This is a genomic window from Vibrio sp. HENC-03, from assembly GCF_000305755.2.
Classification (GTDB): domain Bacteria; phylum Pseudomonadota; class Gammaproteobacteria; order Enterobacterales; family Vibrionaceae; genus Vibrio; species Vibrio owensii.
Genome location: NZ_JH976124.1, coordinates 589,776 through 612,275 on the forward strand (window position 1 = coordinate 589,776; position 22,500 = coordinate 612,275).

The 22,500-nt window shown below is 46.8% G+C and carries 23 protein-coding genes; 14 read left to right on the forward strand and 9 right to left on the reverse strand.

Annotated elements, in window-relative coordinates; genetic code table 11:
* Positions 1-41 precede the first annotated feature (41 nt).
* Complete coding sequence (locus VCHENC03_RS09835; RefSeq protein WP_009706599.1) at positions 42-683, forward strand: class I SAM-dependent methyltransferase; 642 nt, start codon at positions 42-44, stop codon at positions 681-683.
* On the forward strand, positions 676-1,545 hold the full coding sequence (locus VCHENC03_RS09830) for a hypothetical protein (RefSeq protein WP_009706600.1): 870 nt from the start codon (positions 676-678) through the stop codon (positions 1,543-1,545). The genes VCHENC03_RS09835 and VCHENC03_RS09830 overlap by 8 nt, the downstream gene beginning before the upstream one ends.
* A 20-nt stretch (positions 1,546-1,565) precedes the next feature.
* Here the strand turns inward: VCHENC03_RS09830 and VCHENC03_RS09825 are convergent, their stop codons facing one another.
* The 6 genes from VCHENC03_RS09825 to VCHENC03_RS09800 form a co-directional block, all read right to left on the reverse strand.
* The gene (locus VCHENC03_RS09825) at positions 1,566-2,570 is read right to left on the reverse strand and encodes a glycosyltransferase family 2 protein (protein WP_009706601.1); all 1,005 of its coding nucleotides are present in this window, start codon (positions 2,568-2,570) and stop codon (positions 1,566-1,568) included.
* A gap of 30 nt (positions 2,571-2,600) precedes the next feature.
* Positions 2,601-4,367, reverse strand: coding sequence for an ArnT family glycosyltransferase (locus tag VCHENC03_RS09820; protein WP_009706602.1), 1,767 nt, complete (start codon positions 4,365-4,367; stop codon positions 2,601-2,603).
* Between the two features lie 219 nt (positions 4,368-4,586).
* Entirely contained in the window at positions 4,587-5,552 is a 966-nt protein-coding gene (locus tag VCHENC03_RS09815) for an aldo/keto reductase (protein WP_009706603.1), read from the reverse strand.
* Between the two features lie 178 nt (positions 5,553-5,730).
* Positions 5,731-6,033 carry a hypothetical protein gene (locus VCHENC03_RS09810; protein ID WP_009706604.1) on the reverse strand — a complete coding sequence of 101 codons (303 nt, stop codon included), beginning with the start codon at positions 6,031-6,033 and terminating at the stop codon, positions 5,731-5,733.
* Between the two features lie 50 nt (positions 6,034-6,083).
* The gene (locus VCHENC03_RS09805; protein ID WP_009706605.1) at positions 6,084-6,752 is read right to left on the reverse strand and encodes an NAD(P)H-dependent oxidoreductase; all 669 of its coding nucleotides are present in this window, start codon (positions 6,750-6,752) and stop codon (positions 6,084-6,086) included.
* A complete protein-coding gene (locus tag VCHENC03_RS09800; protein ID WP_009706606.1) occupies positions 6,752-7,699 on the reverse strand; it encodes an ankyrin repeat domain-containing protein in 948 nt (315 codons plus the stop codon). The genes VCHENC03_RS09805 and VCHENC03_RS09800 overlap by 1 nt, the downstream gene beginning before the upstream one ends.
* A gap of 105 nt (positions 7,700-7,804) precedes the next feature.
* Between VCHENC03_RS09800 and VCHENC03_RS09795 the strand changes: the two genes are divergently transcribed.
* The 8 genes from VCHENC03_RS09795 to VCHENC03_RS09760 all read left to right on the forward strand — a co-directional run bounded on the left by VCHENC03_RS09795 (position 7,805) and on the right by VCHENC03_RS09760 (position 16,328).
* Complete coding sequence (locus VCHENC03_RS09795) at positions 7,805-8,707, forward strand: LysR family transcriptional regulator (RefSeq protein ID WP_009706607.1); 903 nt, start codon at positions 7,805-7,807, stop codon at positions 8,705-8,707.
* 96 nt (positions 8,708-8,803) lie between these two features.
* Positions 8,804-9,049: a DUF3297 family protein gene (locus VCHENC03_RS09790; RefSeq protein WP_005448935.1), complete on the forward strand. Its 246-nt coding sequence runs from the start codon at positions 8,804-8,806 to the stop codon at positions 9,047-9,049.
* A gap of 226 nt (positions 9,050-9,275) precedes the next feature.
* Entirely contained in the window at positions 9,276-9,986 is a 711-nt protein-coding gene (locus tag VCHENC03_RS09785) for an ABC transporter ATP-binding protein (protein WP_009706608.1), read from the forward strand.
* Complete coding sequence (locus tag VCHENC03_RS09780; protein ID WP_009706609.1) at positions 9,973-12,498, forward strand: ABC transporter permease; 2,526 nt, start codon at positions 9,973-9,975, stop codon at positions 12,496-12,498. The genes VCHENC03_RS09785 and VCHENC03_RS09780 overlap by 14 nt, the downstream gene beginning before the upstream one ends.
* The gene (locus VCHENC03_RS09775; protein ID WP_009706610.1) at positions 12,498-13,622 is read left to right on the forward strand and encodes a lipocalin-like domain-containing protein; all 1,125 of its coding nucleotides are present in this window, start codon (positions 12,498-12,500) and stop codon (positions 13,620-13,622) included. Before VCHENC03_RS09780 ends, VCHENC03_RS09775 begins: the two co-directional genes overlap by 1 nt.
* Before the next feature lie 82 nt (positions 13,623-13,704).
* Positions 13,705-14,556 carry a helix-turn-helix domain-containing protein gene (locus VCHENC03_RS09770; RefSeq protein WP_080765276.1) on the forward strand — a complete coding sequence of 284 codons (852 nt, stop codon included), beginning with the start codon at positions 13,705-13,707 and terminating at the stop codon, positions 14,554-14,556.
* Positions 14,557-14,642: 86 nt separating this feature from the next.
* Complete coding sequence (locus VCHENC03_RS09765; RefSeq protein WP_032802809.1) at positions 14,643-15,995, forward strand: MATE family efflux transporter; 1,353 nt, start codon at positions 14,643-14,645, stop codon at positions 15,993-15,995.
* A 66-nt stretch (positions 15,996-16,061) separates the two neighbouring features.
* Positions 16,062-16,328, forward strand: coding sequence for a DUF2999 family protein (locus tag VCHENC03_RS09760; protein WP_004746427.1), 267 nt, complete (start codon positions 16,062-16,064; stop codon positions 16,326-16,328).
* A 112-nt stretch (positions 16,329-16,440) separates the two neighbouring features.
* Here VCHENC03_RS09760 and VCHENC03_RS09755 read toward each other — a convergent pair whose 3' ends face one another.
* Positions 16,441-17,028: a GNAT family N-acetyltransferase gene (locus tag VCHENC03_RS09755; RefSeq protein WP_009706613.1), complete on the reverse strand. Its 588-nt coding sequence runs from the start codon at positions 17,026-17,028 to the stop codon at positions 16,441-16,443.
* A 91-nt stretch (positions 17,029-17,119) separates the two neighbouring features.
* A complete protein-coding gene (locus tag VCHENC03_RS09750; RefSeq protein WP_009706614.1) occupies positions 17,120-17,983 on the reverse strand; it encodes a helix-turn-helix domain-containing protein in 864 nt (287 codons plus the stop codon).
* Positions 17,984-18,167: 184 nt separating this feature from the next.
* Here VCHENC03_RS09750 and VCHENC03_RS09745 point away from each other — a divergent pair, with 184 nt between their 5' ends.
* Positions 18,168-19,067, forward strand: a complete 900-nt coding sequence (locus VCHENC03_RS09745; RefSeq protein ID WP_009706616.1) for an AraC family transcriptional regulator — start codon at positions 18,168-18,170, stop codon at positions 19,065-19,067.
* 298 nt (positions 19,068-19,365) lie between these two features.
* On the forward strand, positions 19,366-20,463 hold the full coding sequence (locus VCHENC03_RS09740; protein ID WP_009706618.1) for a YdcF family protein: 1,098 nt from the start codon (positions 19,366-19,368) through the stop codon (positions 20,461-20,463).
* A gap of 78 nt (positions 20,464-20,541) precedes the next feature.
* Here the strand turns inward: VCHENC03_RS09740 and VCHENC03_RS09735 are convergent, their stop codons facing one another.
* Entirely contained in the window at positions 20,542-20,964 is a 423-nt protein-coding gene (locus VCHENC03_RS09735; protein ID WP_005374640.1) for an organic hydroperoxide resistance protein, read from the reverse strand.
* A gap of 137 nt (positions 20,965-21,101) precedes the next feature.
* Here VCHENC03_RS09735 and VCHENC03_RS09730 point away from each other — a divergent pair, with 137 nt between their 5' ends.
* A complete protein-coding gene (locus tag VCHENC03_RS09730) occupies positions 21,102-21,560 on the forward strand; it encodes a MarR family winged helix-turn-helix transcriptional regulator (RefSeq protein ID WP_009706619.1) in 459 nt (152 codons plus the stop codon).
* 305 nt (positions 21,561-21,865) lie between these two features.
* Positions 21,866-22,423 (forward strand): alkyl hydroperoxide reductase subunit C, encoded by a 558-nt coding sequence (ahpC, locus tag VCHENC03_RS09725; RefSeq protein ID WP_005374632.1) that lies wholly within the window; start codon positions 21,866-21,868, stop codon positions 22,421-22,423.
* Positions 22,424-22,500: the final 77 nt, after the last annotated feature.

Genomic DNA, 22,500 nt, shown 5'->3' on the forward strand with positions numbered 1-22,500 from the left:
AGGCCGTCTTAAGGCATGCTTAATATTCAGAAAGGCAAAGGATGAAGATTTCAAAAGGCATTGAAGAACAAGGCATCCCCGTTGGCAACTACTACGACAAGTACAATACCCAAAACCCTATTGCTCGGAGGTTGATGCAAGGCTTCGACCGTAACTTAACGGAACTGGTCAACAAAATAGCACCACAATCAATACACGAAGTAGGCTGTGGGGAGGGAGTATGGGTACTCAAATGGCAGCAGCAAGGTATTGATGCCAAGGGCAGTGACTTCTCTCATCAAGTCATTCAACTCGCGAAAGAAAACGCTCTGTCTAGTCACCTAAAAGAAAGCCTATTTGAACAGAAGAGTGTTTATGACGTTGAGGCAGCGCATGACTCTGCTGAGATGATTGTTTGCTGTGAAGTACTTGAACATTTAGAGCACCCAGAACAAGCACTCTTCGCACTCCAACAACTTAACGCCTCCCACTATATTTTCAGTGTCCCGCGAGAGCCACTGTGGCGAGTGCTGAATATGGCGAGAGGAAAATACCTGCAAGATGGTGGTAATACGCCAGGACATATTCAGCATTGGTCAAAACGGACGTTCAAAGCACTGCTGTCCCAACATTTCGAGATTCTTGAAGTACGATCCCCTATTCCTTGGACAATGGTACTCTGCCAACGAGTCGAACATGAATAAGGGAAAAATAAAACTCATCTTGAGATGGCTCGGTAGGCTAATTACTGTTTTTGCCATCGCGTTCGTACTTGCGAAAATCACTGATTATTCTCAGCAAATAAATGTAAATTCCCTCTCTTCTCAAACCTACTTCATTGCGGCTTTATGCATCTTACTTTATGCGTTCGGTAACTTACTTTTAGCCCGAGCGTGGGGGCTCTTGTTGTCTGGTTTAGGTTCTCAGCTAAAGCGTGACTCCGTGATTTGGGTGTTCGGTATTTCCCAACTCGCCAAATACTTGCCGGGCAATGTCTTTCAATTCGCCAATCGGCAAATAATAGGTGTGGAACAAGGCATCAACAACCATACCTTATTGAAGTCCTCAGCTTGGGAAGTCGGGCTAATGATAGCGACGGCGAGTACCTTCAGCACCTTTCTTATCACTTATTACTTCCCTAGCCTAACATGGCTCAGTGTTGTGTCTTTTTTCACTCTAAATACCGTCATATCCGGAATTTTGCTGCGAATATCGAGCATCAACTGTGTGAAAGCGTTTGGGTTGTACCTGATCTTTTTTACGTTGTCCGGTAGCTTATTCTCTGCTGTGTATTTGAGCCTATCTGCTCATGATGGGGCTGGACAATGGAGCCTACTCATTGCTTATTTTGTTATCGCTTGGCTCGTCGGTTTTCTTACGCCCGGCGCTCCAGCGGGGCTGGGGGTGAGAGAAGCCGTATTGCTTGTTTTATTGGGTACGACAGCGCATCAAGAAACACTATTACTCGCCGTGCTGCTTTCACGCATCATCACTGTTTTTGGTGATCTGCTTTTCTTTGCTATCGCTTCTTTCTATCGGCCACGACACAAAATTTCGACCAATTAACGTTTATCCCCTTACTCAGACTACTCTCCCGAGCGCTTTCTCCGTTGTTCGAATTCGCTTGTCTCTTTGGGCTGATCTTGCTTTTCTAGCTTCTCTTCCAAGACTTCAAGTCGGTGCAATACCTTTTCCGTCAGCTTCCGGTTGAAACCGATTAAATCAGCAACTAACCCCATTAATAGCGTGATGAAACCTAGAATCAATAACGTTGAGCCAAGCACCAAAGACTGCACATGACCATCGCCCGCCCCATGAAAGAAAAAGTACAAGAAGCGCATAATAGGAATCACACCACAAACCATGGCCACAAGACCGATAAACAGGAACACCTGCAATGGTCGATACATGGTGTAGACACGCACTAACGTCGATATCGACATCTTTAAGAACTGAGGAATACTCTTAAATAGGCGAGACTCTCGAGTCTTCTCATTGGTTCGAATCGGGACAGAAACCACATTTAAACGCTTGGCGCTGGCCTGAATCAGCATCTCTATGGTGTAGCTGAAGTCCGAGACGATATTGATTTGCTGCGCTGCACTTCGACTAATAGCACGAAAGCCACTCACCGCATCACTGACTGGTAATGCGGTTGCTTTAGCAATCACAAAGCTGCCAAACACTTGCAAACAACGCTTAAAAAAAGAAAAGTGTTTATTGCTGTATCCACCGCGATCGCCAACCACAATCTCAGCTTGCTGCTCTAAGATGGGCTTGACCAACAACGCAATATCTTCCCCGTTGTATTGGTTGTCACCATCGGTATTCACGATGATGTCCGCGTGCTGGCGTAAACATTCTTCCAGCCCTTTACGAAAGGTGTGCGCTAGCCCTTTGTTACTGTGGTTAATCACTATGTGATCGACACCCAACGCTTTGGCAACCTCTGCAGTACCATCTGTCGAACCGTCATCAATGATAAGAATTTCCACCTTATCAATACCTTCAATCTCTCGCGGTATGGTATGGATAACCGCGGCAATGTTATCCGCTTCGTTATAGCAAGGTATCTGGACTATCAGCTTCATCAAATCACCTTCTTTCCATTAGAGCGAGGGTCAGAACCCTGTGAACAACGCTTTTGATTGGGAAACATTCTCTGGTCGGTATAAATGATCACCCCAGCGCATCACTACCTCGCCAGCGGATGGCGAACTTACTTGGTATGAACCTTTCGATAGATAACGAACTTGGTCCCTTTTCCATATTTGGCCATCGAGCAAAATATTGAGCTCTCCCTCAAGGGTGTATTCACCTTCAATGTGAATTTGAATCACTTGCAGCTCATCTTCCTGAGTAAAATGCAGCACTTTTCCGGCAACAAAGAGATCTTGCCAGTGATGAATGTAATTCGACTTCAGCGCCTCACTATCTTGCTCGAGTAACCAATCTTTTGATTCCGAGCTGCTATGTTCGTCTTCTTTAGATTGATTAACGTTAAGTGCATTTACACCAAGCACATCTAAATAGTGCGTATTGACCACGACAAACACGGGATTCGCATTTTCTATCGCGGATTGAATCACAGGGATGCCTCTTGCCTGATAATCCTCATAGCCCCAAGTACTCATAAAGAAGCCCTGCTTTGAATAGCTGGAAATCATGGAGCAGCGATCAATGTAGGCAACAGGTTGAGGAAAGATCTTATGAATTTCTTCGATAAAGCTACGTTGATAATCCAGCGTACTTTTCGTCGGAAAAATAAAACCATTTACCACAATGGAAACGGCAAATAGGCTCGGAATAATAATGGAGAAAAAGCGGCTGGCTTTATCACTTAGATAATGCTGTACCCCATCCCATGCGAAGGCGAACAACACACACACCGGCGCTAACATAAAAGCGTAGTAATAAGGAAAGGCGTTTCGATACAACAACAAAGTGCCGAGCAAGAGTACCAAACTCAGTAACTTCAGAGACGCAGTACGGTTGATTTGAACTTGATTAAAGCAAGAGAAGACCGCGAAGGCGATACCGAGCAGTAAAGCTATCCAATATCCAAAGTCCGTCACCAATGAATGCTGGAAATAAAACCATCGTGGAAAGAACTCTCTTTGATTCATGGTTTTATCCGCGGCACTCAACATAGAGCCCGCGTCTGCTCCACTACTCAAACCACTAATGGTGAAATAATGCCAACTGTAGAGAATCGCAAATGACACCAATATCGAACAACCATAAATCAAAATTTGCTTGGCGTATCCCACGCGATCTTGTGTCCAATAAAAACAAACCAACACCGTCATTAAAAAGGTGGGAATATACAAAGAAGTCTTAAGTGTGATGAGTAAAGCGACGGCGGTAAGCACTCCACAGACAACCGAAGCGCGCCAAGTAAGCTGGTCCCGAAAGACATAGAACAAAGAGATCATGACGAGGAAGGTCGCTATAGGATCCGTTCTAAAGCTCGCCCCCATTCGGACGTTGAATGAGAAAGCAAAGTAAGCAAGTACCGCAAACAAAGCCCCCGAGACACTGCACTGAAGTCGGCAAAGCTTATAAATGCACAGCCCTGTTCCCAACTGAAAGGCGATCATAACTAATCTAGCGGCAATGATTTGATCGACTTCATTGCTAGAGACATGCTGTAGCCAAGTGAAGAAGTGGATATGAAAGGTTTGAAAGCTATTGATTGCCTCACCGTTAATCAATTGGTGTACAAAAGAAAGGTAATAAAATTCATCCCAATTGACTTCGTAGCGGAATGCCACATAAAAACGAGCGACCACAGCGGTAAAAAGCAGCGCCCCCAATATAAGTGCGGAACGAGGCAAAACCTTGGCTCCTGACTGACTGTACTTATCTATCTGCTCGGTTGTTTCCATAGGCACACTTTCCTTGTTAACCTACTTGTCATCCATAGCCTTGGCGTAAGACTCTGTTTTCCTTTAAGACTCTTTGTGCTTGAACAATTTGAACAAACTCGTAGTCAGTATAGTTCTTACCCATCAGTTGTGCGGAATTGTTGTCTAGGAGACAAAAAACAAAAAGCCCATCACTCGTTCAAGCAAGTGATGGGATAAATGCGGGACACAGTAAAAGACTTAAACCAGTGTCGCGCCTTTGAAAGCGCCAATCGGAGCAATTTCATCAAGCTTCGCAAGGGTTTCTTGGCTCAAAGTGACGTTTAGAGCACCCAAGTTTTCATCAATGCGAGAGGTTTTACGACTACCCGGAATTGGGATGATGTTATCGCCTTGCGCGACCAACCATGCCAAAGCAAGTTGTGCTGGAGTGATGTCATACTCAGCAGCAATGTTCTTGATCTCTTCTAAGCGCGCTAAATTGCTTGTGAAGTTATCGCCCTGCATTTTTGGGTTGTTGTTGCGAAAATCATTTTCGTCCAACTCTTTGACCTGACCAGTCAGAAAACCAGCACCAAGTGGCGACCAACAAACCAGTGCTGCACCGATTTGGTTTACCGCAGGTAGGATGTCCGTTTCCGCTTCACGACGGAACAGTGAGTATTCATATTGCACCGCCGAAATTGGGTGGATTTCATTAGCGCGCAACACTTGCTCCGCTGTAACGTTAGAAAGACCAATCGCTTTTACTTTCCCCGCTTTCACAGCGTCTGCCATTGCAGCGACCGTTTCTTCAAGCGGAATTTGTGGATCTAGGTAGTGTGCGTAAAGTAGGTCAATTTGTTCCACACCCAAACGCTCTAGACTGTTATCAATCGCACGAGCAACATACTCTTTTGTACCATTGATGGTTAAAGGAAATCCCCAACCGGTATCTAGCGTGCTGCCTGTTTGGCCTTCTTCAAACACGATGCCAAATTTGGTCGCAATAAACGCTTTTTGATTGGTTTGTGCAATGGCTTTTTTGATCAAATCTTCGTTGTGCCCTGCACCGTAAGCGTCAGCCGTGTCAATCATCATGCCTTGCTCAATAGCATGAACCAGAGTTTGCACCGCCACTGCGTCATCACTCTCACCGTAATAACCCTCAAGACCCATTGCGCCGTAACCGATTTGTTTGATTGCTGCAAAGTTGCTATTTGACATGATTCTTCTCCAATTCTCTTGCTGCTGACCTCAGCAACAAAACGCGATTTGTGTGTGTTTCGAGTCGCCCCGATTGCTTGGTAATAAGATTAGCAACGCATGGAGAAGGAGGATTGAAGATTGTTGCCTGAAGATTTGTACTTTATTGCACAGCGATAATACAAACCTTCAGGTCAGATTAGATACACAACATACTACGAATGATTCTGTGTGCTTCTGCTAAGTCGTCAAGACTGCCAGATGCGATGACTTCTAGTGGCTTTCTACCTTCAAAGAACACGCCTTTGCTTGCGCTGTTCATAAAGGTTTTGCGCGCTTCTGGTTGACGAAAAAGTAGCTGCAAACACTCTTCAATTGCCAAGATATGCTGCTCACGTTGCAGCGCTTCTTGTTCATCCATATCACTTGGTAAAATCTTGGCGATTTGGTTCTTATTCGCCCCCCACATGATCAGGGTTTGATGTGTTTTTTCTGAGTTCATAGTGGACTCCCAACTAAGTTGAAAAAGCCGACTTCCGTGTGCAGAAGGATTTAGTACTGACCAATCTTGATCGAAGGTTCTTCAAAGATAGACGTGAGTCGCTGCGCATAATTGTCTAACTCAGCTTTGCGTTCGTCTTCCGTTTTTCTTGCTGGGCCAAATACCTTATGCGGCTCAAGCACCGAGAAACCATTGAACTCAAACACACCACGATGAATTGGGCGAAGAATCGCATCTAAATCACCATTCCAACCATCTTTAACATACAGCTCTTCTGGGCCACCCATGGTGACACTGACCATGGCTTTTTTGCCTCTATAAACGCCATTTTCATAGAAGCGACCGCCGCCATAGGTGCGCCCCATTGCAAACACGCGATCCACCCAACCTTTGAGCATAGCTGGCATCCCAAACCACCAAAGTGGGAATTGGAAGATCACCAGATCACACCATTCGAGCTTTTGAAGTTCAGCCTCAATCTCGGGTGCGAAGCCATCATTATCGGTCGCGTACATCTCTTCTAACTGCTGTTTGAAGAACTCCGGATCGTTGGTCGTCGTGAAGTTATGGCGACCCGAAACAGGATCAAAGTTCATCGCGTGTAAGTCCGATGTTTTGACCTTATGCCCTGCACCTTCTAACGCTTCAATTGCCGTTTGGAACATTGCGCCGTTAAAGCTCTTCGGTTCTGGGTGCCAATAAACAACAAGTACATTCATTATTTGTTCTCCAATAATTCAACAATCTCGGCGTAGTGGTATTCTTTCGCGAGCTCGAGTGGTGTTTTGCCGTCAAAGCCTTTTAATGCCAACTCTGCTCCCGCTTCAATAAGGGCTTTCGCCGCATCAGTGTGTCCGTGCCAAACCGCGTCATGCAAAGGGGTGTAGCCGTTATTTGGCCCCTGTGCGTTTAACGTTTCGTGAAATCCAGCGTAGTTAGCCAACACTCGAATCACATCAGCACGACCGTTGTAGGCGGCTTTATGCAGTGGGATCGCCTTCATGTAATGATCGGGAATGGTTTGGTCCCCCCCTTTTTCCATCAATATACGTAAGCTTTGGGTATGGCCATCACGTGCGGCAACCATTACTGCCGTGTGCTCGTCATTTCCCGACGCATTGACTGGTGATGCTACATTGAGTGTCGACCAATCTTGCAAAGCGTCAAGCGCCGCTACCATTTGCTCATCGCTAGATTGCACGTCTGTCACTACTTGATAAGCAGACAACTGGGCTTGTTTAGCTGCGAATGTTCGTTGGTAGTCGGCAAATATGTCCCCCATGTCTTTGGCTTGTTGCTGACCAAAAACATCACCTCGGCTCGCGCCAAAGTCGACGAGTTGGGCAGCTTTTGCTCCGAAGGTAGAGACAATCTCGGTGTTCACATCAGGTTGCGCGAGCAGCACTTTCACTATGTCAGGTTGACGATGCCAAACCGCCACCATCAAAGGTGTCACACCATGCTTTGGTGTTTGAAGATTGATAAACGCGCCCGATTCCAACAACTTGCTTACCCACTGCGTTGAGCTTTGTTGAGCAGCAATATGCAGTGGTGCGTTTCCCATCACAGGATCGAGTTGGTTTACGTCTGCACCCTGCTCAATCAATCCAACAAACTGCTCATAGTGACTATCGACAATGCTTTGGTGTAATGCTGGTAAGTTCATGATGACCCCGTTGCTGCTGCGCTTTGCTTCAATGGGGATAGTATTGAACAAAATTTCATTAACCTGTAGATTGCAAATGGTTACTTTTAAGATGAGTAAAAGTTAATGAAATCACTTCCATCCCAACTTCCTATCTTCATTCAAGTCGCAAAAAACGGCAGCTTTGCCAAAGCAGCCCGAGCGCTGGGGATCTCCGCACCGGCGGTCAGTAAAGCGATCACCAAGCTCGAAGAAGAGTGGCAAGTGAAACTGTTTTTTCGCTCATCTCACTCATTGAGTTTGACGCAAACAGGCCAACAACTTTTCGATGAGTTAACCCCTTCTTTGGAAGCGATTCAAAGCACCATTACACAGCTTTCCGATACTGAGCAAAGTTCCGGCGGAACGGTAAAAGTGAATCTACCCGCAAGCTCAATAGGGCGAGAACATATCTTGCCGCTGGTAATCGAATTCATGGAAATCTACCCAGACGTGACCTGTGAGCTGCATTTTGATGATAGGAATGTTGATTTGGTTGAGCATGGTTTTGACCTCGGTATCGGCACAGCCATAAACCAAGATTCACGCTTGATTGCTCGTCCTTTGTTAACTCAAGATGTCGGTATCTATGCCTCTCCAGATTATTTGCAAAAGTACGGAGAGCCAAAGAGCATAGAGGCGTTAAGCCACCACAAGTGTTTACCTATTCGATCACTCACAACTGGACGTTTCCATTACTGGCGAATCAACGAAGGGGGCAACGCAAAGCTCTATGAGCCCAGTGGTAAGCTGATCATGAATAACTTCGCCGCAGCAAAACAAGCCGCGCTGGCGGGAGCAGGGATCACCATGCTAGGCAGCTGGTTATTTAAAGAGGAATTGCGCCAGCAGACCATCGTCCCTATCTTGCAGCCTTATTGGGGAGAACCTGCCACCATTTGGGTCTATTATTCTTCAAGGCAGTACTTACCTAATCGAGTTCGTTTGCTTATTGACTACTTGATCGAAAACATACACCGTGTTGCCTAAGGAAGGATGTCATTAAACGCGATGAGAATCCTTGAACACTCGCCTTGCACTGACTACAATGGCGCACTTTTTTTACGGACTTCAAGGTCACACAAAATGACAGATACAGCTAAACCAGCTCTACCAGATCGCCTAGCGGGTAACCCACGTAGCCCATTCTTCATCAAAGAATGTTTCGATCACCAAATCGGTATCCGTTTTAACGGCAAAGAGCGTACTGACGTAGAAGAATACTGCATCAGCGAAGGTTGGGTAAAAATTGCTTCTCCTAAAGCAAAAGACCGTTTCGGTAACCCAATGCTTATCAAACTTAAAGGCGAAGTTGAAGCGTACTACGTGTAAGCTGACCACGCTGAATGTATTTGAAAGCTCGAGTCTGACTCGGGCTTTTTTAATGCCTGTCATATCCCTTCCTCATTTAATCTCTTCCCTCTTCTTTTCAGTACAAGTTATTAAGAAATCGATGTAACTCGCTGTTTTTATCTGATTGTTGTCTAAAGTTTCTAGAGAACTAACTGCAATAGCGATTGCCAAAAGAAACGACACCTTTTGGATACAGGGAGAGGAAATGGAAAGCCCACTTGTCACACTCAAACACGCCAGCAAAAGCTTTGTCGATGGCAAAGAGACACATCGCGTGTTAGAAAGCGTAGACTTTACGTTGAACACAGGAGCGAGTGTTGCGCTAACGGGCGCAAGTGGTAGCGGCAAAAGTACCCTACTCAATGTCATCGCTGGCTTTGAGCCGCTTTCCGAAGGTGAGTTGTGGTTAGATGGCGATAACACGGCGGCTTGGAAAGACCCACAATGGAGCCGATTTCGACACCAAAAACTCGGTGTTATCTTCCAGCAATTCAACCTATTAACGCCATTCAACGTGCAGCAAAACATCGCCTTCCCTCTGCATTTGAATCAACAGAAATGGAATGACTGGTGCGATTATTTGGTCGAGACTCTGGGCATCAGCCAACTTCTCGACAGACATGTTTCTGCCCTTTCTGGCGGTCAACAGCAACGAGTCGCCATCGCCAGAGCATTGGCACACAAACCTAAACTGCTGCTTGCTGATGAACCCACAGGTAACCTCGACCAAAAAGCGGGGTTAGAAGTGATGAAGCTACTCAGTGAAATCACCACCCAAGGCAATACGGCAGTGCTGTTAGTCACCCACAGCCCTGAATGCGCTGAATTTATGAAAACACGGCTGCGATTGGATAATAGTCAGCTACAGAACTGTCATCAAGTAAACAAACATGAGCTTCGCCATGAAGCAAGCTAAGCCATCAAACACCAGATTTACTCATACTCGACTCGCCCTGAATCTGTTTGTAGCGCACTATCGGCAGGCGCCACTGCAAGCCGCCGCAATTCTGATCGGTATCGTGCTGGCTGTGACCTTGTTTGTTTCGGTGCAAGCCATCAACCTCAATGCCAAGCGCAGTTATGCTGAGTCTACCGAGCAGCTTAGCGCACAAGCTCAGAACTTAATTATTCCACCAGCAGGGCAAAACTATCTGTCCGAATCGCTCTACTTCACCCTTAGACAAAACGGACTCAGTGCAGCGCTACCTGTAATCGAAGGGCGAGTGAGAGACGAACAAGGGCGTCGCTGGTCAGTGCAAGGTAGCGAGTTGATTGCCGCCATCTCTTCGCGTTCTCGGTATTCTGCAAACGGAAAGTCATCAGAAAACCAACAGAACGTGTCTTTGTTCGACAGTGCGTTACCTTTGCCTGAGCTTTTAGCCGGCAAGCCAATCGTGATGATGAGCCAATCTCAACATCAAAACTTAGGGGAAGTAGAAACCCTAACTCTGGACGACATTCCAACCCAAGTGGTGGTGCTACCTGACGAATGGCAGTTAGGTAGCCGAATGTTGATGGACATTGGCTTTGCCCAGCAACTGCTCAATAAACAAGGACACCTCAGTTACATTGCGGTTTTCCAGTCAGGTGATAAAGGGAATAAAGACACGCAAGCAAAATGGCAGAACCTGATTGGCGATCAAGGGCAATGGATTGCCAATAATCAAAGTACAGACCTTGGTTCGCTGACCGACAGCTTTCACCTCAATCTCACAGCAATGAGCTTACTTGCGTTTTTAGTCGGGCTGTTCATCGCTTATAACGGCGTAAAGTATAGCTTGCTGAAACGCAATCGGCTGTTAGTGCAAATTCAACAGGCGGGTGTTGCGCCGAGCATTGTGTTCTCTGCGCTGTTAGTTGAACTCTCTCTTCTCGTTACCATCGGCGCTTCCCTCGGTTTTGTATTGGGCATGCAGCTTAGTCATTGGCTACACCCGACCGTGGCGCTGACTTTAGAACAACTTTATGGTGCGACACTGCTGCCCGGAACTTGGCAGTGGCAATGGTGGGCGCAAGCGCTGCTGCTCACGTTAGCCGCAACCCTATTGGCGTGTTGGCAGCACTTTAAACAGCGAGTGCGCCAGCCGCTTTCCTCTCATGGTGGATTTTATCAAGCACCTGAAGCTTCTAACGAAAGCCAATTGTTCGTGATAGGTGCTGCGTTGACGACTCTCGCACTCGCAGGGTTATGGCTGAGTGAGCATCACCGCTTCACCATGGCGTGGCTCGGCGTGCTTGTGGTGTCGATTCCTTTGTACCTACCCCAAACACTCAGCGTGTTAGCCAATTGGTGTGAAAAGCGCACCAGTTCTGGTTTGATGCAGTATCTGTTTGCTGAGCTGCGCGAGCTGATTTCTCCGCTTTCTCTCGCCATGATGGCACTGCTACTCGCCGTTACGGCCAATATGGGGATGAACACGCTAGTTGGTAGCTTTGAATCCACCCTAAAACAGTGGTTAGAACAAAGGCTGCACGCCGATATTTACGTCAGCCCTGCCCAAGGAGAAATCGCTGATGTAGAGCGCGCGTTAGGGCAGTTCGACAAGGTTGAGACCGTCTACAAGCAATACTACGTCGACGATAATCTGCAAGGCTTACCGATTTTGCTTGGCACCAAAGACAAAGACACCTTAGAGCAAACCATGGTGTTCAAATCGCATTTGGAGAACTTCTGGCCACGCTTTTACCAAGGTGAGTTAGTCGCTATCAGTGAGCCAACCGCGGTCAAACTGGGTTTATCACTGGGTAGCGAGCTCACGCTTGATGCCGTTCCAAATAAGAACCTACTTGTGGGTGCGGTATTCCATGATTACGGCTCACCTAACGGTGAAGTCTTATTAGCACCAAAGCTATGGCAAGAGAGTGGCTTTACCGACCTGCCGACTAGCCTTGGCATTAAAGTCTCGGGGGATCCACAAATCGTCTACGAGCAACTTCGCGAGCAACTGAATCTGCATCCAAGTCAGCTCTACGATCAAGCGCAAATCAAATCCATCGCATTGGATATTTTCTCGCAGACCTTCGCCATTACACGCGCACTCAACGGCGTGACTTTGATGGTCGCGGTGATTGGCTTGTTCAGTGCTTGCTTCATGTTGCTCGACGCGCGCAAAGCCGCCATTGCAAGGCTGTACGCACTTGGCGTTAGTCGTCGTAAATTAATGACCATGGTAGTCGGACAGATCGTTGCTCTGGTCAGTTTTACTCTAGTTATTGCCCTGCCCCTCGGTGCCATAGTGGGATATGTGCTGACAGACATCGTCACCTTGCGTGCTTTTGGTTGGAGCTTAAATTATCTGTGGAATTGGAGTGATGCCCTTAGCATTGCGGCAATCACCATCTTGGTGGCAGTAATTGCGACCTTGATTCCGCTGTGGCGATTGGTCAGTAAGCCTGTCGTGTCCAGTTTGCAAAGCGAGGTGTTGTGATGGTTCGATTGGCAAGCAAGCTTACTCTACTCATAAGCAGCTTATTCCTATTCGGTTGTGAAGATGCCCAACAAAAAAATATGGGCACGCAAAATATGGGCACGTTGCTGGGAAGCGGAGATACGCAAAGCGAGAGCAACTTATTCACACCCGTAGAAAAAGGGATTGAACTCACCTTCCCAGCAGACCATCAAGCGCACCCAAACTTTCGTCATGAATGGTGGTACTTAACCGCTAACTTAATTGATGAAGATGGCAGCCCACTTGGCGTTCAATGGACACAATTTCGCTTTGCTGCTGCCCCGCCAACGGACGAAGATGACGTGAGGAAAACCGAATGGCAAACGCAGCAAATCTATATGGCGCACAGCGCGGTCACGACAACCGACAAACACTACGCCGATGAAAAATGGTCGCGCGACCAAGCCTCTCTCGCTGGCGTCAACACTTCACCATTTCGGGTTTACCTCGATGATTGGCAGTGGTCTTCTTCAACCACAGATCTCTTCCCTGCCACATTGAAGGCGAACTCCGAACAGTTTGGCTATTCGCTGACGCTTACCAGCAGCGCACCGTATCAGAAGCAAGGCGAACAAGGTTACAGCACCAAAAGCGCCGATGGTCAGGTGGCTTCGTATTACTACAGCCAACCGTTTATTGAAGTCTCCGGTGAAGTCACGATCGACGGCAAAAACCATCAAGTATCCGGCAAAGGTTGGATAGACCGAGAGTGGAGCTCGCAATTCTTACTCGACTCACAACAAGGCTGGGACTGGTTTGCCCTAAGGTTGAGTGACGACACCAGCTTGGTGGTGTTCCAATTGCGAGATTCCAAAACCGGACAAGCCAGTTACTCCAGTGCAAGGCTGATGCAGCAAGATGGTTCTGGCATCGCTATCCCACAGAAAGACATTCAGTTAGAGGCGACCAAGCAAACAGAAATCCAAGGTCGCAATTATCCAACCCAGTGGCAAGTGTCGATTCCTAACCAGCAAGTTGAGCTTACGGTTTCTGCACTCAACCCGAACGCGAAAATGCCCCTTTCGGTGCCTTATTGGGAAGGCCCGGTGCGTATTGATGGCTCTCATTCTGGGACTGGTTATATGGAACTCACCGGCTACTGAGGACAAAAATTTTCGTGCGCAATCTTGGTTATTCGATTCATAATGATGAAATCCTCATCCCCAAGAGCTGTTGAATGCCCTCATGAGCAATATGATTTCGCCAATTCGACAAGTGCGACTCATTTTAGGTGAGCCGTGTCGAGCGCTTGAATTTTCGGACATCCAAGAAGACCCATACATCGAACCGCATCGTCACGAGTACTGGGAAATCGTGTGGTGTTTAGATAATAGCGGAACGCAGAGCGTCGACTTCGTCGAATACCAAAACCGCGTTGGTCGCTTGTTTACCATTTCACCAGGACAGGTTCACCATTCCGAGTTCATGGGTAATAACATTCGCATGTTGATATTCCGTCCTGGCTTTGCTGAAACCAATCCACGCAGCACACAGTTGGTGAATAGCGTATTTTCTACGATTGAGCGACCGCCTTACCTCGATTGCAGCGACGAGGGTTTTCCCTACCTAGAATCGATTTACACCCTAATCAAAGAAGAGTGTGAAAGAGAGGATTGTGATTGGGACCTTGTCGAATCACTCATCAACAGCTTTCTACGCTATGCGTTACGCTTTGCTAAAACACCGTCTCAAAAAGGTGAGCAGAAAGATGCCCGCATCGTACAGTTGACCGAATTAATCGAACTGCATTATCGCGAACAAAAGAAATGCCAGTTTTACTCCGATACCTTAGCTCTCACCAGCAAACGTCTAAACGAATTAGTGAAAGCTGCCAGAGGCAAAACGGTCACGCAACTGATTCATGACCGAATCATATTAGAAGCCAACCGAGAACTGGTGTTTTCGACGAAAACCGTCAAGACCATAGCGTTTGAATTGGGCTTTGATGACCCTGCGTATTTCAGCCGATTCTATCGAAAACAAAAAGGAGAAACACCGGCGGAATTTCGTCACCGATGTTTAGATAGTGCAATATAATGGGCGGATAATCCCTTTCCGCCATGCTTGAATGTACTGATAATACCCGAACATAAATCCACCACATTCGGGTATTTTTCTATTCCATGGCTATCAATCTAAAAACTGATCCCATTTCAAAATCCTTTTATCAGTATCTATGGCCAGCGCTCACTGGAATGGTGATTAAATCACTGTTCATCATGGGGGATGCGTTATTTATCGGTTTAGGCGTCGGGCCCGATGGGCTTGGCGCTATTGCCTTGGTGATTCCACCTTTTTCTATTTTTACTGCCATCGCAATGATGGTTGGTATTGGTGGCGCCGCCAAAATGTCGATAGAAATAGGCAAAGGCAACACGGAATCCAGCCAGATGTGGTTTAGCCAATCCATGTTGATTACCACATTGCTATCCACTATCACGGTGACGCTCGCGCTCATTTGGTTAGATGAATTGATTGCCTTGATGGGCGCTTCAGGCAACTTGGCTCAGCTTGCTCATGATTACCTTGTTGTACTGTTGCCGTTTTTTACCCTCTATTCCCTCGCTTGGGTACTGTCTTGCTTTGTGCGTAACGACACCAACCCCAAATTGGCCACCTATGCGATGTCGATTGGGGCCATTACCAACCTTGCTTTTGATTACCTGTTTATCATTGAGATGAACATGGGGATGAAAGGCGCAGCTTATGGTACGGCCATTGCTCAAGCGGTCATTGCACTGATTTTATTGACTCATTTCGTGCGTAAGAAAGGCTCATTAGAATTCAGTCTAAAAGGCATCGGCTTAAGCAAGACAAAAGAAATCTTAAGCATCGGTACTCCGACTTTCTTTATCGAAGTCACATCCGCGATGACCATCGTGTTGTTCAACTACGTGTTGCTGAGCCAATTCGGTGAAAGCCATATCATTGCCTATGGCTTAACCACCAATGTCGGTGTATTCGCTCTGTTTGTGATGGTCGGTATCGCGCAAGCTTGTCAGCCAATCATCAGCTTTAACCACGGCGCAGGGCGACCAGAACGCATTGACGAGATTCTAAAACTAGGGATGAAAGCAGCCATGGGCAGCGGCACAGTCTTTCTTTTAAGTATCTGGCTGTCAGCGCCACTGATTGCCTCGATTTACTTAGGCAACGCGAATGACTTAATCCCAATCGCCGCAAGCGCACTGACGTTCTACTTCTTCGGCGTCCCTTTGATGGGATTAAACATGGTGATTGCCAACCTGTTCCAAGCCATCGCCAAGCCAAAACAAGCGACGCTCATTTCCTTATGCCGAGGGTTTGTGTTTGTCGCGCTAGGTGTATTGCTATTGCCTAAGTTCTTCCCGCAAGACGGCATTTGGGCGAGCATTGTCTTTGCAGAAACGCTCACCGCAGTGATCAGTTTGAGCATGTTATTCAACTACCGAAAACGCGCAGTGGAGCTAACGACTTCCTTGGCGAGAAGTTCCTAGTTCAACCAAGCTCAGCCAAATGATAAACTCGGGTTCTATTTCATTCTGTGATTAAAAGGAAATGCGATGAACCCGATTATTGCGCTGCTAAAAGAGAACAACATCAGCGACGAACAAATCAACGAGATTTTTCAGACTCTGACGCAAAACCCTCTAGCGGCAATGGCAACAATCAGCCAACTAGGTTTGCCACAAGACAAGCTACAAATGCTGATGGCGCAAGTGATGCAAAACCCTGCGCTAATCAAAGAAGCCGTAGACGAGTTGGGATTGGATTTCTCAAAGGTTGAAGAAGCAAAAGAGAAGCTTCAAAGCCAAAACCAAGGCAACTAAGTCTTAGCCATTTAGCGCTGAATATAGAAAAGGCCGTTAACCCGAGCATGTGGGTTAACGGCCTTTTTTGTTGGCTACGTTGTTGTTAGCTACTTTTTTTGTCGGCTAATTATTAGCAATTTAAAGACGCGAATTGTTCTGCGGTCATACCGTAGTAAAGTTTATCGTCAAAGCCTTGCTCTAGTTTGTAGTAGTCTTTCTGACGGCCTTCTTGAGTAAAACCATTTTTCTCTAACGTTTTGTAAGAGCCAGCATTAGAAGCGTAGCAATCGGCACTGACTTTGTGGGCGTTTAGCTCAGTAAAGCCAATCTCGGTCATCATTTGGCAAGCGCGAGTCGCAACACCTTTGCCCCATGCGCAAGTAGGTAACTGATAACCCACTTCGTAGTTGCCAGTTAAGAACATCACTGCGGTCACTGCACACATTCCCATGTACTGACCTTGCTGGTCACGAATCACGAACGTTGGGCTATCTGGCCAGACACTGTCTTTAATCGCTTGTGCCGTATTTTCAATAATAGGGCCAAAGAAGCCTTCATACAGGCTGTTGTCAGCAGGTGCGAAGAACAGATACTGATTGACCTTATCGTCGTTCAACATCTCGATAATATCTTGTAGGTCAGAGCCTTGAATCAGTTGGATAGTCAAAGATTCATTAAATGGGATGGCTTCGCCTTGTTTTAGTTTTTGATATGACATGTGTTACCTCGTTATCTGCTGAAAATAGTAGCCCAGCGGATAAGAGAAAAATTGGATTTTTGCGACAACTTTCGGGCTGAGTAGTAATGTATTACGACTCAAAATCGCCATAGATATCGATGGTTAAGTCACGCTTTTTCAAGTATTTGCTCGGCGTTTTTCTTAGCTGCTGTTTGAGGGTACGAATCAAATGCGATTGGTCACTGAAACCAAATTGCTGTGAGAAGCTCGCCCAATCAATCGCTTCTTGTTGCTTGTAGAGCGTCAATATCATCTGCTCCAGACGTGTCATTTGTTGGTATTGCTTGACGCTCAACCCCACCACTTGCTTGAAACTGCGCTCAAGCGTTCTGCGAGAACAGGCGCACTGTTTGGCTATCTCATCAATATCCATCGCTAACTCAGGTGAGCGTAGCGCTTGAGCATCCATCACGGACACCGCTTTTTGTGACGCCAAAAACGGTTTGGTACGGCAAGGGGCGATATCTAACGCATCTAAATGTTGTTTGATGTAGTTCAGCAAACATTGCGGTGAATCTTGCAACTCTAGCTGCCATAACCCTTGTTGAAAGCGCACATCAAACGCCGTGTTGAGCCAATCAAACCATTCGCATTGGTTAATTGCGCTAACTTGGGGTGCATCACGAAACCGTGATTCAATGGCATACAAACCCTCTGGGCAAAAGGTGATACCAATACGCTTGATGGGAGCCGTATCTTCCAACAGCAGCAAGTGTTCGTTGGCCGTTAATAAATGGCAGCCTTTGCCAGTAAGCTTAGTGTCTCCCGTGTCGTAGCTGTAGCCTTGCTCTGGTGGCGTAAAGAGTAAATGAGCACGCGGGTTTGGAATAAGGTGCGGCTTGGGGTCAATGACTTCACCCTCTGACACTTCCAAGTACCAAACTTGATGAATGAGCCATTCGTACTCTGGCAGAGACTGTTTCCAAGCTATCATGATTGTCCTAGCGGTTAGTAAAGATAATGAGCGCAACGTTTTTGCTTAAACATCTGCTCGTTGAGTGTGACTGATTGACGCTCATCTCGCCACGCATTTCTCACCCAGTTCCCTTGCAAGCTTGTTGGATTGCGGTAGGCTTTGAGCAGAGAAAACAAGCAGAACAGAACAAGGAAATACCCCGATGCGCGTCGACTACCACCAACGACTGGTTCCTGTGATTCGTTATTTAGAACAACACTTTAATGAACCGCTCAACCTACCAGAAGTGGCCGCGCTGGCGAACCTTTCCCCTTATCACTTTCATCGCACCTTCAAAGCCGTGCAAGGCGAAACATTGGCCGATTTCATTCGACGTTTACGTTTAGAAGCCGCCGCCGATGACTTATTCAAATCCAAGCAACCGGTATTAAACATTGCCCTAGAGTACGGATTTTCTAGCTCACAGAGCTTAGCCAAAGCCTTCAAACAACATTATGGCGTCACACCTACAGCCTTTCGTGACTGCGAAAACTACCAGCAATTTTCTGAATTAGCACGAAACAGCAAGATTGGACACACGTTGCGCAAGAATGGAAACGAAGTAACACCAAGCGATTCATATACTGGCTCTGAACTCACCAAATGGAGCATGACAATGGAAACGCAAAACTTTGAAAAAGCAAAACTGGCTTACATTCGCGTAAACGGCCCTTACGGCCAAGGCTATGAAGAGCCGTCAGGTCGCCTGTATCAATGGGCAGGAATGAAAGGTTTGGCAGGCAATACCTGCATCTTCATCTACCATGACAACCCAGAAATCACGCCAGACGAGAAGTGCCGTACTGATATCTGCTTGATGGTGCCAGAAGATACCGAAGTTCCGAAAGGCATTGAGCTGCAAGACTTCCCCGGCGGTCAATATGCGGTGATGCGCCAGCACATTACTGACCCAAGCCAATACTCAAAAGCGTGGGATGATGTCATGAGCAAAGTGATTGAATCCGGTATTGAGAACGACGATCGTCCTTGCTTCGAGCTTTACCACAGCTTCGACCCACAAACGCACCATGCAGACGTTAGCTTCTGCACTGCCATCAAATGAACCAAAAGCCTGCATCGTTGCAGGCTTTTTCATTTCTTACTCTGGTTGCTTAAATCCGTTCTTCCAAACGCTGTTTATCTTTTAATCCAATTACTTAGAACACGAATGAATACCTCAGTATTTTCGTGATCCTACTTCGCGTTTTGACCACGCGCGTTCATTTGCTCGGCTGAGTTGGGATTCATTTCACAGATTATTCATGAAGCGAACCTAGACTGAAAAAATTCCATCGACCCCGTTCGACCTACAACGCTAGGCACAATAAAAACTAGGTACTACAGCACCTCTAGGACATTCCATGAAGAAGAACTTACTTGCCATTGCTCTTGGTAGCGTGATTGCGCTGACTGCTGCCCCATACTCTATCGCGGCTAACGATGCTGCCGTCCAATCTTCCGCCGATTACTCACAGATCGTCACTAAACGCCAGGTTGTCGACCAACTTCTCAACGACGCGGTACAAGCATTCAAATCCCCTGCGCGTATTTCGCATGCGGGTTTTACCGCCAAAATGCCGAGCAACATGGAGATTGTTACCGACCGCTTACTAGAAGCCTACAAACTTGAGCCGTACCGCACTGATCTACTGATTTCTGCAGCAAACGCGCAGATCTACAACAAGAATGCAGACCGCGCGATTGAACTGTTTGAACAAGCCCTTTCTGTCGCGCCAGACGATGTGGATTTGCACGCTTACTTAGCGGTATGGCAACGCTTTGAGGGCAACCAAGCGGAATCAGCGAAACACATGGCGACGCTCACTAAGCTCAACGCAGGTAAAGCGGCAGACATCCAACGCATCTTCGAAACCGTAGACCGCGTACTCGCTACGCCACTAAAAGAGAAAGCCGACAAAGCCAAATTGGATGACAAAGGCGCAATCGTCACGCTGGGATACGCGCTGAACCCTGATGGTTCTATGCACCAGATCTTGGTTGAGCGTTTGGAAACCACGCTAGCCATGGCGAAGGCAAACCCAGACGCGTTGATCGTATTGACGGGTGGTGTACCGAAGAACCACAAAACCGAAGGCAAATTAATGGCAGATTGGCTGATTGAAAAAGGCATCAGCAAAGATCGCATCATTGAAGAAAACTACGCCACCAGCACGGTAGGTAACGCCCTATTCAGCAGCTACGCATTGGCGCGTCATAACATCAAACACGCGACCATCATAAGCTCAGCGAGCCACGTACGTCGTGGTCAAACCTTGTTTGAAATCGCAAGCTGGCAAACTGGCCCACAAGGCATCACTTTCGACACTGTGAGCTACCCAGACAAGCCACTGAAAGAATTAGCCAAAGCCAGCGATGGCGAGCTACTTGGTATTTATCGCGATGCACTGCGTACCTACGGCATGTGGAGCTACCGCTCTTACCCGCTAGAGTCGCGTTAAGTATTCTCGACTCATACCAATCAAAAAAAGCCTGCGTACTTGCAGGCTTTCTTGTCTTTGTGCAGTGATAAGAACCGCTTAAATTGCTTCGCCGTTTACCGTTACTGCCACATCAATGTTGCCACGAACTGCGTTTGAATATGGGCAAACTTGGTGTGCAATGCGCGTTAGCTCTAGCGCTTGTTCTTGTGGCATATCTAGCTCTACCGCTAGGCTCACTGTCAGTGCAAAGCCGCCGTTATCGTTCGGACCGATGCCCACTTCCGCTGTTACGGGTGCGCTTTTCAGGTTTACTTTACCTTCACGCGCTACGTGCAAAATCGCGTTAGAAAAACACGCTGAATAGCCCGCTGCAAAAAGCTGTTCTGGGTTAGTTGCTGCACCTGTGCCGCCCATTTCCTTCGGGTATGACAGCTCTAGATCGAGAAGACCGTCATCTGTTTTTACTTGACCATTACGACCAGCCAAAGCGGTAGCTTGAGTTTTGTATAGAGTAGTCATGCGAGTGTCCTTCTTAATTTAAGTTGCGCACAATTTAATTGTTTGCAATCTTATATCGAAATGAAGATCGCTTGCAACTATATTGTGCACAATTTATTTTATGACTCTCTTTCTCTGTAAGCAGGTAGGCAACGCCAATGAGCCAGTGTTACACCGACAACACCATGACCGACGACGATAAACTCTTACTCGAAAACCAAGTTTGCTTCCCGCTCTACAGCGCAGCCAACGCGGTGATCCGAGCGTACCGCCCGTTGCTGGACAAGCTTGATCTGACTTATTCGCAGTACTTAGTGATGATGGTGCTGTGGGAGAAAGACGGTGCCAGTGTGAAAGAGTTGGGGTCTCAACTGCATTTGGATTCAGGCACACTCACGCCACTACTTAAACGCTTAGAAGCAAAAGGCTATGTAGAGCGTGGGCGCAGTGAAACCGATGAACGCGTTCGCGTACTCAACCTAACAGAACAAGGTCGTGGCCTTAAAGAACAAGCTAAGTCTGTGCCAAACGCCATGATGTGCAAAATCACCTTAGAGCTGGATGAAATGATCATGCTGAAGAAGCTATGTGGCAAAGTGCTCGACAATCTGAGCTAACAAAATAGAAGCATTCGCTTCCCCACTTCCTATTAGAAAGAGCCTGCCGAGATGCAGGCTCTTTCGATCTTAGCTAGAAGATCTACTCAAAGTAATCATCGGTATTCTCTATTGCTAATCTGCGTTCATCTTCAATAAAACCTATCAAAGCAAACTCACTTACATCGGATTTCCCTATCAAGTGAAATAGGAAATAGCTATCAATAGGATAGTTACAAGCGATTTTCCTTAAACACACTCCGATGAGAATATACTTTCCGAAAGCAACAACAGCTCAGCTTAAAACATTCAAAGGAAAGTAAATTATGATTAATACTCAAATCAAACCATTTGCAGCTACAGCATACAAAAACGGCGAATTCGTTGAAGTAACAGAACAAGACGTTCTAGGTAAATGGGCAGTATTCTTCTTCTACCCAGCAGACTTTACGTTTGTATGTCCAACAGAACTGGGCGACCTAGCAGACCACTACGAAGAGCTACAAAAACGTGGCGTAGAAGTTTACTCAGTATCAACTGACACACACTTCACTCACAAAGCATGGCACGACAGCTCAGACACAATCGGTAAGATTCAGTACTACATGCTTGGCGACCAAACAGGCAACATCACAAACAACTTCGGTGTGATGCGTGAAGGTCAAGGTCTTGCAGACCGTGCAACGTTCCTAATCGATCCAGAAGGTACTATCCAAGCAATGGAAATCACTGCTGAAGGTATCGGTCGTGACGCAGAAGACCTACTACGCAAAGTGAAAGCAGCTCAATACGTAGCAGCGCACCCAGGCGAAGTTTGCCCAGCTAAATGGAAAGAAGGTGAAGAGACACTAGCTCCATCACTAGACCTAGTTGGCAAAATCTAAGCCACTGAAATTTAAGTTCTAATCAGTTCCCGATTTCCTTTTTCTGATTAGAACTGAATTAGAGAGCACTTCAGGTT